We start from the raw sequence: 14,569 nt of genomic DNA on the forward strand, positions 1-14,569 counted from the left end.
AGCCCTTCTCTCTACGGGCGCAGTATTGCCGCAAGTCCCGCTCCGTAAGCGCGCTCTTGACGTGATGGCGCCCATTCGGCGGATGTACGCGCCCCTCACGCCGGTGTAAAGCACCCCGGAACCTTCGCATCCGCTTCACCGGAACCCCCGCCCCGTATCCAAAGGCGACCTTCCGGACCTGCCGTATGGAGCGGGTAAGGGCAGTGCGATGATGGCCCCGCCATGTCTACCCCCCACGCCCCAGCAGGCGCCGGTCTCCGGCTGCTCAGGGCCGCGGTGTTCGCCGCGGTCTGCGTCGTGCTGTCCGCGATGGGGCACGTCATGGCGGCCTGCGCGACCGTCCCCTGGTGGACGCTGCTCGCCGGTTTCCTCGGGGTGTTCGCGGTCGTGGCGCCGCTCGCCGGACGCGAGCGCACGCTGCCGTCCATCGCCGGCGCCCTCGCGGCCGGACAGCTCGGCCTGCACACGCTCTTCGGCATCGGCCAGCACACGGCGGCCGCCTCCGGCAGCGGATCCACCGGAGACCTCCCGCTGATCCAGTTCGCCGCGAAGCTGATCTGCGGCAGCGGCGTCGCCCCGCTCACCGCGGCCGACGCCCAGCGGATAGTGACCGACGCGGGCATCGACCCGTCCAGGGTCACCGACACGGGCCACGCCTCCATGGCCGGCATGCCCGGGATGACCGACATGATGTCCGGCATGGCGGGCAGCGGCCCGGGCTCGGCTTCGCTGGCCGCCTCGCTGCTGCCCACGCTCCCCATGCTGCTCTGCCACCTCCTCGCGGCGCTCGCCACCGGATGGCTGCTGCGGCGTGGCGAGATCGCCCTGTTCCGCGTGGTGCGCCTGGCCGCCGAGTCCGTCACGGCAGCGGCCGAAGCCACGTCCGTACGCTCGCTGCGCCGCGCCCTGGCGTTCGTGGCGGCCCTGTGCGCCGGGCTCCTGGCGGACGCCGACCCGAGCGTCCCCCTCGCGGACCGCCGCGAGGCTCCTCCCCTGTCCGGAGCGGCACTTCAGCACTCGGTGATCAGGCGCGGGCCGCCCGCGGCGTACGCCCTCGCAGCCTGAACGCGGCCCACTCCCCACACGTACCGCAGGGGTGGTGTCGCGGGTCCCCGCGCACCCGTGGCGCGGTGGACGTCCCCACCCTTCCTGCTCACTGGAGTGTCTCTGCCATGAACGCTGCCCGTTCGCGCACCCGCCTCGCCATCGTCGGTTCTGTTGCCGCAGGGTCCGTCCTGCTGCTCTCGGGAACGGCCTTCGCCCACGTCACCGTGCAGCCGGAGGGCGCGGCCGCCAAGGGCGGTTACGCCGTCGTCGACTTCAAGGTCCCCAACGAGCGCGACAACGCCAAGACGGTCAAGCTCGAGGTCAACTTCCCGGCCGACCACCCGCTGGCGTCCGTCATGCCGCAGCCGGTGCCGGGCTGGAACGTCGAGGTCACCAAGTCCAAGCTGGACAAGCCGCTGACCGTGCACGGCAAGCAGATCAACGAGGCCGTCACCAAGGTGACCTGGAGCGGCGGGACGATCGAGGCGGGCCAGTTCCAGAAGTTCCCGCTGTCCATCGGCTCGCTGCCCACCGACACCGACCAGCTCGTCTTCAAGGCGCTCCAGACGTACGACAACAACGAGGTCGTGCGCTGGATCCAGGAGACGCAGAAGGGCCAGCCCGAGCCCGCGAACCCGGCGCCGACGCTCAAGCTGACCGCCGCCGCAGCCGGCGGGGACGACGATGACGCGGCGCCCTCCGCCAACGCGAGCGCGGACGGCAAGAAGACCGAGGCCGCGTCCTCGTCGGACACCGACACCACCGCACGCATCCTGGGCGTCGTGGGCATCGTCGTCGGCATCGCCGGAGTGGCCTTCGGCGTGTTCGCCGGGCGACGCCGCTCCGCGTAACCCGCCTCCTGCACACCTTCAACCGGAAAAGACCGGAAAATCACCCCATGCGCAACAAGACCGCGCTGACTGCCGCCGCTCTGGCGGCGGCAGCGGCGCTCACCCTGACCGCGTGCGGAAGCAGCGGCGACAGCGGCTCCAAGAGCCCTGTCGCCGATGTCTCCGCCTCGGCGAAGACCCAGGCCGCGACGCTGCTCGACCGGCCGTTCACCAAGCCCGACCTCGTCCTGACGGACACCAACGGCAAGAAGTTCGACTTCCGTGCCGAGACCAAGGGCAAGCCGACGCTCATCTACTTCGGCTACACCAACTGCCCGGACGTCTGCCCGCTGACCATGGGCAACATCGCCGTCGCCAAGAAGGCGCTGCCCAAGGCCGACCAGGACAAGCTCCAGGTCGTCTTCGTGACGACCGACCCCGAGCGCGACACCCCCGCCTCGCTCGGCAAGTGGCTCAAGGGCCAGGACCCGTCCTTCATCGGCCTGACCGGCGACTTCCCCACCATTCAGGCAGGCGCCCGCCAGCTGGGCATCGGCATCGACCCGGCCACCAAGGACAAGGACGGCAAGGTCGTCTCGATGCACGGGGCGCAGGTCATCGCCTTCTCCCCGAAGACGGACCAGGGCTACGTCCTGTACGGCGAGGACGCGACCGTCGCCGACTACACCAAGGACCTGCCGAAGATCATCAAGGGGGAGAACCCGTGAACCGCCGCACCACCCACGCCGTCCGCTCGACCGTCGCCACCGTCATAGCCCTGTCGGCGGGACTGGCCCTCGCGGGCTGTTCCGACAGTGCCGACGCCAAGCCGAAGCTCCAGGTGAGCGACGCGTTCATGCCGGTGCCGACCAGTGACATGGCCGGCGGCTTCCTCACCGTCAAGAACGACAGCAAAACCGCCGACAAACTCACCAAGGTCACCAGCGACCTGTCGGACAACGTCACGATCCACGAGACGAAGAACCAGAAGATGCAGGAGGTGGCTTCCTTCGACATCCCCGCCAATGGCGAGCTGGACCTCGAACGCGGCGGCAGCCACATCATGTTCATGGGTCTCAAGACGAAGCCGAAGCAGGGCGAGAAGGTCACCGTCGAGCTGCACTTCGAGAAGGCCGACCCCATCAAGGTCGACCTCCCGGTGAAGGAAGCCACCTACAACCCGAAGCACCACTGAGGTAACCAGAGGGACTTGAGGGACTGACATGACGGCCACCGCCCCACGCCTTCGAACCGCCACGAGCCGAAGCCTGACCCGGCTGATGCTCGTCACGGTGGCGCTGCTCGGCGCGCTCTTCGCGGGCGCCGAGCCCGCGTCGGCACACGCCGCACTGACCGGCAGCGACCCGAAGGAGGGGGCGGTGGTCGCCACCGCCCCGGCCCAGGTCTCCCTCACCTTCTCCGAGGGCGTCGCCCTGGACGCCAACTCCATCCGGGTCCTGGACCCCACGGGCAAGCGCTCCGACACCGCCGAACTCGTCAACCTGTGCAGCGGCGACATCGTCAAGTACGGCGTCCGGCTGCGCACCGGCATCCCCAACGGCACCTACACGGTGGCCTGGCAGGCGATCTCCGCCGACAGCCACCCCGTCTCCGGCGCCTTCACCTTCTCGATCGGCGCGCCCTCGGAGACCTCCGCGGTCGTGCCCACCCAGGCGGTCGGCGGCGGCCTCGTCGGCGCCCTCTACGGCATCGCGCGGTACGCGGCGTACGGCGGTTTCGTGCTGCTCACCGGCGGCGCGGCCTTCGTGCTGGCGTGCTGGCGGCGCGGGGCGACCGTGGGCCCGGTGCAGCGGGTCGTCGTCGGCGGCTGGCTCACCATGACCGCGGCCACCCTCGCGATGCTGCTGCTCCGCACGCCCTACACCGGCTCCGGGAAGCTCTCGGACGCCTTCGACCTGAACGGCCTGCGGGCGGTCCTGGAGACCAAGCCGGGCGCGGCGCTCATCTCCCGGCTGCTGCTGCTCGGCGCCGCCGCCCTGTTCGTGTCGGTCCTTTTCGGCGCGTACGCCAAGCGGGAGGACGAGGCCGAGAAGAAGGACCTCACCTTCGGCCTGGCCATCGGCGGGGCCGTGGTCGCCGCCGGTCTCGCCGCGACCTGGGCGCTCGCCGAGCACGCCTCGACCGGGCTCCAGCCCGGCATCGCCATGCCCGTCGACGTGCTGCACCTGCTGGCCGTGGCGACCTGGCTCGGCGGGCTCGTCACCCTCCTCGTCGTCCTGTACCGCTCCCCTGGCATCGAGCGCGCGGCCGTGCTGCGGTTCTCGCGGATCGCGTTCTGGAGCGTGGCGGTGCTCGCCGCGACCGGGGTCTACCAGTCCTGGCGGCAGGTCGGCACCTGGTCGGCCCTGGTCGACACCGCCTATGGGCAGCTGCTGCTCGTCAAGGTCGGCCTGGTCGCGGTGCTGGTCGGGGCCGCCTCAGTCTCGCGGCGCTGGACCGCGCGCCTGTCCGAGCACACCGCGCCGGAGGCCGACGCCGCCCTGGTCGTCGAGCGGCAGGCGAGCGAGCCGGAGCCCGTCACCGTCCCCGACGACGGCAAGGACGCCAAGCGGGCCGCCCAACTCGCCCGCCAGCAGGCCGCCCTGAGCACCGCCCGGGAGAAGCGGATCCGGGACGCCGACCCCGAGCGGACCGGGCTGCGCCGCACCGTCCTCGCCGAGACCGGCATCGCCGTGGTGCTGCTCGCCGTGACGACCGTGCTGACCTCGACCGAGCCCGCCCGCACCCAGGAGGCGGTGGACAGGGCGAAGGCCGGGTCCCAGGTCGCCGTCGCGGACCGGCCCGTCGACATCCGGCTGCCGTTCGACACCGGCGGCCAGAACGGCAAGGGCACCGTCGAGCTCACCCTCGACCCGGGCCGCACCGGCTCCAACGACCTGCGGATCTCCCTGGAGGACCCGGCGGGCAAGCCCAAGGACGCCCCCGAGGTGAAGGTCTCCTTCACCCTGGCCGCCAAGTCGGTGGGACCGCTGCCCGTCGTGCCCGACCGCGTCGCCGCCGGACAGTGGAAGGCGAGCGGCGTCCAGATCCCGATGGCGGGCGACTGGCAGATCTCGGTGACCGTACGCACCTCGGAGATCGACGAGACCACCGTGGACAAGAACGTCAAGATCGGCTGAGTAGAACTGACATGAGCGAGACCAAGAACTCCGATCGGGCTCCGGCCGCCGCCACCGAGGCGACCCTCGACATCTCCCGCCGCAAGCTGCTCGGCACCGTCGGCGGAGTCGGCGTGGCCGGCCTGGCGCTGGGCGCCGCGGGCGGGGCCGGGGTGTACGCGGCCGTCGAATCCCCGGACGGCACAAGCCCGTTGACGTCGGTCGGTTCCACGGAGGTGATGTTTCACGGGAAACATCAAGCGGGGATCTCCACTCCGCTTCAGTCCACCGGCCATCTGATCGCCTTCGACCTGGCCCCGGGCGCCGGGCGCAAGGAGGCGGCCGCACTGATGCGGCGCTGGTCGGCGACGGCCGAGTCCCTGATGGCGGGCGAGCCCGCGAGCAGCGGCGACACCGGCGTGGCCCTGGACGCGGGCCCCTCCTCGCTGACCGTCACCTTCGGCTTCGGCGCCAGCTTCTTCGACCGTACGCAGCTGGCCGACCGGCGCCCCGCACAGCTGGACCCGCTGCCCGACTTCTCCTCCGATCAGCTCGACCCCAAGCGCTCGAACGGCGACCTGTGGGTGCAGATCGGCTCGGACGACGCCCTGGTCGCCTTCCACGCGCTGCGCGCGATCCAGCAGGACGCGGGCTCCGCGGCGAAGGTGCGCTGGCAGATGAACGGCTTCAACCGCACCCCGGGTGCCACCCGGAAGCCGATGACCGCCCGCAATCTGATGGGCCAGATCGACGGCACCGGCAACCCCAAGCCCTCCGACGCCGACTTCGAGCAGCGCATCTTCGTGCCGGACACCGCGCAGCCCGCCTGGATGGCGGGCGGCTCGTACGCGGTCGTGCGCCGGATCCGGATGCTCCTGGACACCTGGGAGAAGCTGCCGCTCACCGAGCAGGAGCAGGTGATCGGCCGCAAGAAGTCGAACGGCGCCCCTCTTTCGGGGGGCACGGAGACGACGAAGATGCAGCTCGACAAGTTCGGCCCGGACGGCAAGCTGGTCATCCCGGAGAACGCCCACGCCCGCATCGCCGCCCCCGAGCAGAACGGCGGAGCGGCCATGCTGCGGCGCGCCTTCTCGTACCACGACGGCATCGCGGCGGACGGGACCCCGGACGCGGGCCTGCTCTTCGTCGCCTGGCAGGCCGACCCGGTCAAGGGCTTCGTACCGGTGCAGCGCAAGCTCGACCGGGGGGACGCGCTGTCCGCGTTCCTGCGGCACGAGGCGAGCGGCCTGTTCGCGGTGCCGGGCGGGCCGCGGGCCGGCGAGTACGTGGGGCAGCGGCTGCTGGAGTCGTGAGCCGGCCCGCCCGGCGGAACGGTTCGCCGGGAGCGGGCCGCAGGGTGGGCCCGGTCGCCCCGAGCGGTGGGTGCCGGTGACTTCGGGCCATTAGTGTGACGTGCATGTCCGCCACGCGATACACCTATCTGGGGCCCGAGGGCACGTTCACCGAGGCCGCCCTGCGCACGCTCCCCGAGGCCGCGACCCGTGAACTGGTCCCGATGGTGTCCGTGCCGGCCGCCCTGGACGCGGTGCGCAGCGGGGAGGCGGCCGCGGCCCTCGTCCCGATCGAGAACTCGGTGGAGGGCGGCATCACCACCACCCTGGACGAGCTGGTCTCGGGCGAGCCGCTGATGATCTACCGCGAGGTGCTGCTCTCCATCAAGTTCGCGCTGCTCGTGCGCCCGGGGACGGCGCTGGCGGACATCAAGACGGTGACCGCGCACCCGGCCGCCCAGCCCCAGGTCCGCAACTGGCTGAAGGCCAATCTGCCGGAGGCGCTCTGGGAGTCGTCCGCCTCCAACGCGGACGGCGCCCGCCTCGTCCAGGAGGGACGTTACGACGCGGCGTTCGCGGGCGAGTTCGCGGCGGCGACGTACGGCCTGGAACCGCTGATCACCGACATCCACGACGCGGTCAACGCGCAGACCCGCTTCGTGCTCGTCGGCCGCCCGGCCCGCCCGGCTGCGCCGACCGGTGCGGACAAGACCTCGGTGGTCCTGTGGCAGCGCGAGGACCACCCGGGTGCCCTGCTTGAACTGCTCCAGGAGTTCTCGGTGCGCGGGGTCAACCTGATGCTGCTCCAGTCCCGGCCGACCGGCCAGGGCATCGGCAACTACTGCTTCGCCATCGACGCCGAGGGCCACATCTCGGAGCGCCGGGTGGGGGAGGCGCTGATGGGCCTGCGACGGATCTGCCCCGAGGTGCGCTTCCTCGGCTCGTACCCGCGCGCCGAGGTGACGCTCGACGACGTACGGGCGCTGCGGGCGGGGACCTCGGACGCGGAGTTCGTCGAGGCGGCGGAGTGGCTGGCCCGCTGCCAGGACGGCCGCGTGTAAGTCAGAGCCGCAAGGGGGCATGCGAGGGCACTGTCCCCAGCCCTTCACCCGGCCCGGCGGCCGGTCCTACCTGCTGATTTTCGTTGTCCACAAAGTTATCCACAGGCCTGCTTCTCGACCTGTGGGTAAGTCGACAACACAACCGGACACAGTCGACAAATCCCTGTAGTGACGACACATCAGTCCACAGGCCGCCAGGGCATCCTCTGTCACCTCAATTCCATTGATCAACTCTTTAGAGCGAGCAATTCCCACCCGAATGAGTGTGTGGAACGGGTTTGAGAGGGGAAACCTCGGTCCCGCATGCGGCTTTCGGAACGATCCCTTCCGCAGTCCACAGATCCACCGCACAGCCTGTGGATAAGTTTCCGGGGGTGTGCATTTCTGTGGACAACTCCTGTGCACGGCAAGGGAGTCGGTCAACGGCGGTCCAGAAAGCGCCTCTTTTAGGGGGATAGGGGCAATTTCATTGACACCCGCCGGAAGCCCGCCGCGGAAATCCTCGGACCAGATTTCCCAATTCGGCCAATTGGGACAAAGCGCCACGCTGGTGGCGGGCGCGAGGGATATCCGGTGGGGTGCCGGGAGTCCGCACCGGTAGCCTGGAGGGGTGATTGACCTTCGCCTGCTCCGTGAGGACCCCGACCGTGTTCGCGCCTCCCAGCGCGCCCGTGGAGAGGACGTCGCCCTCGTCGACGCCCTGCTCTCCGCCGACGAGCTGCGCAGGTCCTCGGGCCTCCGCTTCGACGAGCTGCGCTCCGAGCAGAAGTCGCTCGGCAAGCTCATTCCCAAGGCCACGCCGGACGAGCGCGCCGAGCTCCTGAAGAAGGCCGAGCAGCTCAAGACCGACGTCAAGGCCGCGGAGGCCGCGCAGAACGAGGCCGACGAGCAGGCCAAGCAGCTGCTCCTCCAGCTCGGCAACATCGTCCACACGGACGTGCCGGTCGGCGGCGAGGAGGACTTCGTCGTCCTGGAGACGCACGGCACCATCCGCGACTTCGGCGCCGAGGGCTTCGAGCCCAAGGACCACCTGGAGCTCGGCGAGGCGCTGGGCGCCATCGATGTCGAGCGCGGCGCCAAGGTGTCGGGCTCGCGCTTCTACTACCTGACCGGTGTCGGCGCGCTCCTGGAGCTCGCCCTGGTCAACGCGGCGATCGCGCAGGCCACCGAGGCCGGGTTCATCCCGATGCTGACGCCGGCCCTGGTCCGCCCACGCGCCATGGAGGGCACCGGCTTCCTCGGCCAGGCCGCCGAGAACGTGTACCACCTGGAGAAGGACGACTACTACCTGGTCGGCACCTCCGAGGTCCCGCTCGCGGCGTACCACATGGACGAGATCATCGACGCGGACAAGCTGCCGCTGCGCTACGCCGGCTTCTCGCCGTGCTTCCGCCGCGAGGCCGGTACGTACGGCAAGGACACCCGGGGCATCTTCCGGGTGCACCAGTTCGACAAGGTCGAGATGTTCTCCTACGTCCACCCGGACGACGCCGAGAACGAGCACAAGCGCCTCCTGGACTGGGAGAAGCAGTGGCTGACCGGCCTTGAGCTGCCCTTCCAGGTGATCGACGTCGCCACCGGTGACCTCGGCGCCTCGGCCTCGCGCAAGTTCGACTGCGAGGCGTGGATCCCGACCCAGGGCAAGTACCGCGAGCTGACCTCGGCGTCCAACTGCGACGGCTTCCAGGCGCGACGCCTGTCGGTCCGCATGCGCGACACCACCGACGGCAAGAGCAAGGTCGCCCCGCTGTCCACCCTGAACGGCACGCTGTGCGCGGTCCCGCGCACCATCGTGGCGATCCTGGAGAACCACCAGCAGGCCGACGGCTCGGTGCGGGTCCCGGCCATGCTCCGTCCCTACCTCGGCGGCCGAGCCGTCTTGGAACCGAAGTAAATGCAGTCTGGAGCCGATCTCCAAGTGAGCACCACCGTGGGGCGCCCGTTCCCGTACAAGCTGATCGCGACCGACCTGGACGGGACGCTGCTGCGCTCCGACGAGTCGGTCTCGCAGCGCACCCGTGACGCGCTGGCCGCGGCCACCGAGGCGGGCGCCGCGCACATCGTGGTGACCGGCCGGTCGGTTCCCTGGACCCGGCACATCCTCGACGACCTCGGCTACGAGGGCCTCGCGGTGTGCGGGCAGGGCGCGCAGGTCTACCACGCGGGGGAGCACCGGCTCCTTACGTCGGTGACGCTCGACCGCCAGCTCGCCGGGCTCGCGCTGTCCAAGGTCGAGGCGGAGATCGGCCCGCTGGCGCTCGCCGCGAGCCGCGACGGCATCGACGGCGAGGTCCTGGTCGGCCCCGGCTATCAGGTCCAGGAGGGCCCGCTGCCGGTCCGGTCCTTCGAGGACCTCGCCGAGCTGTGGTCGGCTCCGCTGAACAAGGTCTACATCCAGCACCCCGGGTACGACGACGACGCGCTGGCGGAGATCACGCGGCAAGTGGTCGGCAGCCTGGTGGACGTGGTCATGGCGGGCGCGGGCGTCGTGGAGCTGCTGCCGCTCGGCCTCAGCAAGGCGACCGGGCTGTCGCTGGCCGCGCGCCGGCTCGGCTGCAAGGCCGCGGACACGATCGCGTTCGGCGACATGCCGAACGACATCCCGATGTTCGGCTGGGCCCAGCACGGCGTGGCGATGGCCAACGCCCACGACGAACTGAAGGCCGTGGCCCACGAGATCACCGCGTCGAACGAGGACGACGGCATCGCAGTCGTCCTGGAGCAGCTGCTTCAGCGCTGAGGCCTTGAGACTTCGAAACTTTGAGCCTTTGGGGCTTTGAGCCCGGGGCTCTGGACACACGCGGTAAACGCCGCCCCTGGGGCGCGAGTTGGACATGGGTAAGGGGCGTCCGCCATTGCGGGCGCCCCTTACCCATGTGGGAGGGGCGGCCTCGCGCTGATGCGCGCTCGAAGCGGCCGCCCCGGCAGCCGCGCGCGGGTGGCCCGTCGGAGTCGTCGGTGCTGCTCCGATGCCCCGCGTGGCCCTGCCGGAAGCGCGACGGACTCGTTCGTACGGTCCTCTTCGGACCTGTACGAACCAGCTTCGTCGCGCTCTTTCCCCCGTCCGGCGGGCCCGCGTCTGCCGCGCGCGGCTGCCTCAACCACTGTGCCCGGCACGGTCGTTGGCCGCCACTGGTTTTCGCGTGGGCACGCCGCGAGTCAGCGGATAGCAGGCGAAGCCGATGAGGAGCGCGGTCGCATGGCCGAGGTCGGTGAACGTGCCGCCGGTGGTGAGCGGGATGCCGAAGAACGCGACCACCCCTACGAGGTATAGCCAGCGCCAGGGGTACGGCAGCCTGTAGACGAGGATGCCGGCCGACGCGGCGAGCCCGTAGCTGACCCCGATGTCCACGACGTGCGCGAGCCGCTTGGGCAGGTGCTGGTTCTGGATCGACCACAGCACGTACTCCTGGCTGATCAAGGTCGCCACCACATGCCCGACGACGACCGTGCACAGCCAGCGCAGCGTGCCGAGCCAGCGCTCCACCGTGCCGTGGACGACTTCGAAGAGCACCAGGTAGAGCAGGAGCGAGGACGGGTTCTCGATCCAGAACGCGCTGGTGAAGAGGGACTGCACGGGGTGCCGGGTCAGCTCGTGGATGTTGCTGCTGTTGCGGTGCAGCAGGAAGCGCTCCAGGCCCTGGGTGGAGAGCTGGATGACGAGGCTGGTGATGGCGATGATCAGCAGCCAGATGTGCGTCCCGGGGGTGGAGCGCAGCCAGGACCGGACCGGCCGCGAGCGCTCGGTGCCGCGGTGGAGCAAGGTCGTCATCCTTAGATGATGTCGCGAAACTCTGAGGATCAAGTGAGCGGCAGTTCCAGGACGACTGCGGGTTGGCTGGGTGAAGCCAGTTGTAGGATGACTGGGCAACCGGGTGAATGGAGTGGGCGACGTGGCTCTTCGTACGGCAGGGCGGCAGTCTCTGGTGGACACCGTGGTCGATCAGCTGAAGGCCCAGCTGACCAACGGCGAGTGGGCGGTCGACGACCGCATTCCGACCGAGCACGAACTCGCCGAGCAGCTGGCCGTCGGGCGCAACACGGTCCGCGAGGCGGTACGCGTCCTGGTGCACGCAGGGCTGCTCGAATCACGCCAGGGCAACGGCACGTTCGTACGCTCCACGGCCGACCCCTCCGCGGTCCTCCAGGGAATCCGGGCCGCCGACGCCCTTGACGTACTCGAACTCCGCGTCGCATTGGAGGCCGAGGCCGCCCGGCTCGCCGCCGAACGCCGGGACACCGCCGACATGGTGGCCCTGCGCGGCGCACTCCAGACCCTGCGCGAACACGGCGACCGCGCCGCCGACGCCGACATGGCGTTCCACATGGGCGTCGTACAGGCCACGCACAACCCGGCGTTCATCGAGGTCTACCGGTTCTTCTCGGTGCAGGTGCACGAAAGCCTGATCACCTCGCTGCGCGACGAGGAGATGCCCCCGATCGACCTCGACACGCACGAGGCGCTGGTCGACGCGATCGAGAGCGGGGACCCCTCAGCGGCCGAGCAGGCGGTACGCGAACTGCTGCGCAAGCCGCTGGAGGTGGTACGGGCGGTGGCGGCCCGGCGGAGCGGGTGAGGTTCTTCCGGGTGGCCGGGCCGGCGCCCGAAATCCGAAACCGCCGAGAGCCGAGGCCGTCTGAACTCGTCGAGATCTGCAGCCGTCGAGATCCCGATCCAAAACCGTCCGAATTCGTTGAGATCTGAACTCGCTGAGATCTTGAGTCGCTGAGAAAGGTGCTTGTTTTGTCACGCCCGGATGCTGATCGCCTGCTGTTGCCCGATGCCGAGGCCGATGTACGGCCATCGCCACAGGGCGCCGCCGCGCGACGGGCGCTGCTCGCGCATCCGGTGGTGCTGCTGGTCGGAATCGTGCTGGCGTCCGTGAACATGCGGGCCGCGCTGGCCAGCGTGTCGCCGCTGGTGAGCGAGATCAGCCAGTCGTTCGGCCTGTCCTCGACGGCGAGCAGCCTGGTCACCTCCGTGCCGGTGCTCTTTCTGGGGCTCGGCGCGCTGGTGGCACCCTGGCTGGCCCGCCGCTTCGGGAGCGAGCCGGTGCTGCTGTTCGCCCTGCTGCTCCTGGCCGTCGGGATCCTGGTGCGCGTCGCCCCGTCGGCGGTGGCGCTGTACGGCGGAGGCGTGCTCGTCGGCACGGCGATAGCCCTGCTCAACGTGCTGATGCCGGGCCTGATCAAGCGGGACTTCCCGGACAGGGCGGCGTCGATGACGTCGGTCTACACCGGCGCGATGATCGCGGGCGCGACGCTGGTGGCAGCCTCGTCGGTGCCGCTGGAGAAGGCGTTCGGCGGCAGCTGGGAGGCTTCCTTGGCGGTGTGGTCGCTGCTCGCGGTCCTCGCGGCGGTGGCCTGGCTGCCGCAGGTCCTGATCGCCCGCGGCCGTACGGGCCACGAGGTACGGACAGCGACGTCCTCGGCCTCCTCTCCCGCCGGGAAGAGCGTGTGGCGCTCGCCCCTCGCCTGGCAGGTCACCCTCTTCATGGGGCTCCAGTCGCTCTGGTCGTACGTGCTGATCGCCTGGATGCCGACGATCTTCACGGACCACGGGATGAGCCGCTCCACGGCGGGCGTGATCTTCGCGTTCAACAACCTGATCCAGGTGGCCGGCGCGTTCGGCGTGCCGCTCCTGGCCGGCCGGATGCGCAGCCAGCGCCCGCTGATCGTCCTGGTCACCTCGCTGGTAGCGGCCGGATACGCGGGCTTGATGGTCGCTCCGGTGAGCGGCGCCTGGCTGTGGGCAGCGGTCCTCGGCATCGGACAGGGCGGCGCGGTGGGCCTGGCGCTCACGCTGATCGTGCTGCGCTCGGGCGACGCGCGGACGGCGGCCCAGCTGTCCGGCATGGCCCAGACGATCGGCTACCTGCTGGCCGCGGCCGGCCCGATCGCAGCGGGCGCGGTCCACCAGGCGACGGGCGGCTGGACCGTACCGATCGCCCTGGTCCTCGGCGTGTGCGCGGCGGCCCTCACGGTAGGGCTCTTCGCGGCGCGGGACCGGACGGTCTAGGTGGGCTGGGTGATCCGGGCGGGCCGGGGCGGGCCAACCCGCTTGGCTCGGCCAGGCCCGGACGGCCTGGCGAAACGTCAGTTCCCAACACATGTTCCCCGGATGCGTGACCTGTACGAAAGTCCGCTCGTTGTCCACCGTGCGTGGAGGCAACTGGGGTTAGTGGCGTCGTAGCTTTCGTGAATTTGGGGATTGCCGGTCGCGGTACGAGAACCGGTCATTGAGTCAGTGGCGTAGATGAGCGGACCTCCACCCCTGCAGCCCGGGGACAGGGCGTCCAGCTCATGCACCGACGACCATGAACGGAAGGCCGACCATGCCATCCGAAGTCGCTCTACTCGAATCGCGCACCCTGCGCGCCGACCATCTGGGGCGCGTCGACGTCCTGGAGAAGGTCAAAGCATTGCAGCTGCTACCCGATGGGCTGCACGTGACCACCGAGGGGGTCGCCCAGTACTTCGTTGTCCACAGGGACGCTGTGCATAGCGTCGTCAAGCGGCACCGCGAAGAGCTGTCCAGCAACGGAATGATCACTCTCAGTGGCGATGACCTGCGCAGCGATGACGTGGCCAAAACGGCCACGTCATCCGATGCATCCGATGGCACCCCTGAGAGTTATCCACAGGGGCGGTCGCGCCTCCGGGTTTTCACCCGCCGAGCCGTCCTCAACATAGCCATGCTTCTTCGCGACAGCGAAGTTGCTCGGTGTGTACGTACCTATCTCCTCGAAACCGAGGAGACGGCTCGGACCGTCATCGCGAGCGATCCCCGCTACGACGGGCTGGACCTCCGGGTCACCAACCTGGAGGGTTCCATGGCCCAGATCGGGCCCGCGCTCCAGGAGCTCGGTCCGGTGCTGAGCCGCATGTCGGTGCGGCTGGAGTCGATGGACCATCGGATGGCAGCGATGGATCACCGCATGGAGACGATGGACCGTCGGCTCGAAGCTGTGGACCATCGCGTCGAATCCATGGACCGGCGGCTGGAATCCGTGGACCGTCGGCTCGACGCCACCAACCGCGTGGTCGGCGCCATGAGCGTCCGGCTCACGGATCTCTCCGAGGACGTCGCCGACATCCAGCGGCGGCTCCCGCATCCCCCGCACCCGGGTCGCAAGCGCCGGAGGTAGCCGGAAGTAACCGCCCCCGGCACACAACAGGCCGTGCCCGGCGACGAGTTGATGTCGCTGGGCACGGCCCCT

The 14,569-nt window shown here is 70.0% G+C and carries 13 protein-coding genes; 12 read left to right on the forward strand and 1 reads right to left on the reverse strand.

Translation table 11 applies throughout. The features are described from left to right. Window positions 1-222 precede the first annotated feature (222 nt). The 9 genes from ACSHXC_RS19155 (at window position 223) to ACSHXC_RS19195 (ending at window position 10,089) form a co-directional block, all read left to right on the forward strand. Window positions 223-1,065: a hypothetical protein gene (locus ACSHXC_RS19155; RefSeq protein ID WP_438292721.1), complete on the forward strand. Its 843-nt coding sequence runs from the start codon at window positions 223-225 to the stop codon at window positions 1,063-1,065. A gap of 107 nt (window positions 1,066-1,172) precedes the next feature. After that, window positions 1,173-1,898: a YcnI family copper-binding membrane protein gene (locus ACSHXC_RS19160; RefSeq protein ID WP_438292722.1), complete on the forward strand. Its 726-nt coding sequence runs from the start codon at window positions 1,173-1,175 to the stop codon at window positions 1,896-1,898. A 47-nt stretch (window positions 1,899-1,945) separates the two neighbouring features. Continuing rightward, a complete protein-coding gene (locus tag ACSHXC_RS19165; RefSeq protein ID WP_386151687.1) occupies window positions 1,946-2,605 on the forward strand; it encodes an SCO family protein in 660 nt (219 codons plus the stop codon). Next, window positions 2,602-3,072, forward strand: a complete 471-nt coding sequence (locus ACSHXC_RS19170) for a copper chaperone PCu(A)C (protein WP_438292723.1) — start codon at window positions 2,602-2,604, stop codon at window positions 3,070-3,072. The genes ACSHXC_RS19165 and ACSHXC_RS19170 overlap by 4 nt, the downstream gene beginning before the upstream one ends. 28 nt (window positions 3,073-3,100) lie before the next feature. Continuing rightward, window positions 3,101-5,017, forward strand: a complete 1,917-nt coding sequence (locus tag ACSHXC_RS19175; RefSeq protein WP_438292724.1) for a copper resistance CopC/CopD family protein — start codon at window positions 3,101-3,103, stop codon at window positions 5,015-5,017. Between the two features lie 11 nt (window positions 5,018-5,028). Beyond that, window positions 5,029-6,309, forward strand: coding sequence for an iron uptake transporter deferrochelatase/peroxidase subunit (gene efeB, locus ACSHXC_RS19180; RefSeq protein ID WP_438292725.1), 1,281 nt, complete (start codon window positions 5,029-5,031; stop codon window positions 6,307-6,309). Window positions 6,310-6,413: 104 nt separating this feature from the next. Then, window positions 6,414-7,349: a prephenate dehydratase gene (gene pheA / locus ACSHXC_RS19185; RefSeq protein ID WP_438292726.1), complete on the forward strand. Its 936-nt coding sequence runs from the start codon at window positions 6,414-6,416 to the stop codon at window positions 7,347-7,349. Window positions 7,350-7,959: 610 nt separating this feature from the next. After that, a complete protein-coding gene (gene serS / locus ACSHXC_RS19190; RefSeq protein ID WP_438292727.1) occupies window positions 7,960-9,243 on the forward strand; it encodes a serine--tRNA ligase in 1,284 nt (427 codons plus the stop codon). A gap of 24 nt (window positions 9,244-9,267) precedes the next feature. Then, a complete protein-coding gene (locus ACSHXC_RS19195; protein WP_438292728.1) occupies window positions 9,268-10,089 on the forward strand; it encodes an HAD family hydrolase in 822 nt (273 codons plus the stop codon). Between the two features lie 357 nt (window positions 10,090-10,446). Here the strand turns inward: ACSHXC_RS19195 and ACSHXC_RS19200 are convergent, their stop codons facing one another. Then, window positions 10,447-11,121, reverse strand: coding sequence for a rhomboid-like protein (locus ACSHXC_RS19200; RefSeq protein ID WP_438292729.1), 675 nt, complete (start codon window positions 11,119-11,121; stop codon window positions 10,447-10,449). Window positions 11,122-11,242: 121 nt separating this feature from the next. Here ACSHXC_RS19200 and ACSHXC_RS19205 point away from each other — a divergent pair, with 121 nt between their 5' ends. The 3 genes from ACSHXC_RS19205 to ACSHXC_RS19215 all read left to right on the forward strand — a co-directional run bounded on the left by ACSHXC_RS19205 (window position 11,243) and on the right by ACSHXC_RS19215 (window position 14,497). Beyond that, window positions 11,243-11,926, forward strand: a complete 684-nt coding sequence (locus ACSHXC_RS19205) for a FadR/GntR family transcriptional regulator (RefSeq protein ID WP_438292730.1) — start codon at window positions 11,243-11,245, stop codon at window positions 11,924-11,926. A gap of 167 nt (window positions 11,927-12,093) precedes the next feature. Continuing rightward, window positions 12,094-13,368: a CynX/NimT family MFS transporter gene (locus ACSHXC_RS19210; RefSeq protein ID WP_438292731.1), complete on the forward strand. Its 1,275-nt coding sequence runs from the start codon at window positions 12,094-12,096 to the stop codon at window positions 13,366-13,368. 316 nt (window positions 13,369-13,684) lie between these two features. After that, on the forward strand, window positions 13,685-14,497 hold the full coding sequence (locus ACSHXC_RS19215; protein WP_438292732.1) for a hypothetical protein: 813 nt from the start codon (window positions 13,685-13,687) through the stop codon (window positions 14,495-14,497). Window positions 14,498-14,569 lie beyond the last annotated feature (72 nt).

Origin of the sequence: Streptomyces sp. HUAS TT7 (genome assembly GCF_051550175.1) — a bacterium.
Taxonomy (GTDB): domain Bacteria; phylum Actinomycetota; class Actinomycetes; order Streptomycetales; family Streptomycetaceae; genus Streptomyces.

What these genes read in the sequence shown, in the direction of transcription:
- ACSHXC_RS19155 (WP_438292721.1), top strand. Translation starts at nt 223, where the DNA reads ATGTCTACCCCCCACGCCCCAGCAGGCGCCGGTCTCCGGCTGCTCAGG.
- ACSHXC_RS19160 (WP_438292722.1), top strand. Translation starts at nt 1,173, where the DNA reads ATGAACGCTGCCCGTTCGCGCACCCGCCTCGCCATCGTCGGTTCTGTT.
- ACSHXC_RS19165 (WP_386151687.1), top strand. Translation starts at nt 1,946, where the DNA reads ATGCGCAACAAGACCGCGCTGACTGCCGCCGCTCTGGCGGCGGCAGCG.
- ACSHXC_RS19175 (WP_438292724.1), top strand. Translation starts at nt 3,101, where the DNA reads ATGACGGCCACCGCCCCACGCCTTCGAACCGCCACGAGCCGAAGCCTG.
- efeB (WP_438292725.1), top strand. Translation starts at nt 5,029, where the DNA reads ATGAGCGAGACCAAGAACTCCGATCGGGCTCCGGCCGCCGCCACCGAG.
- pheA (WP_438292726.1), top strand. Translation starts at nt 6,414, where the DNA reads ATGTCCGCCACGCGATACACCTATCTGGGGCCCGAGGGCACGTTCACC.
- ACSHXC_RS19200 (WP_438292729.1), bottom strand. Translation starts at nt 11,121, where the DNA reads ATGACGACCTTGCTCCACCGCGGCACCGAGCGCTCGCGGCCGGTCCGG.
- ACSHXC_RS19215 (WP_438292732.1), top strand. Translation starts at nt 13,685, where the DNA reads ATGCCATCCGAAGTCGCTCTACTCGAATCGCGCACCCTGCGCGCCGAC.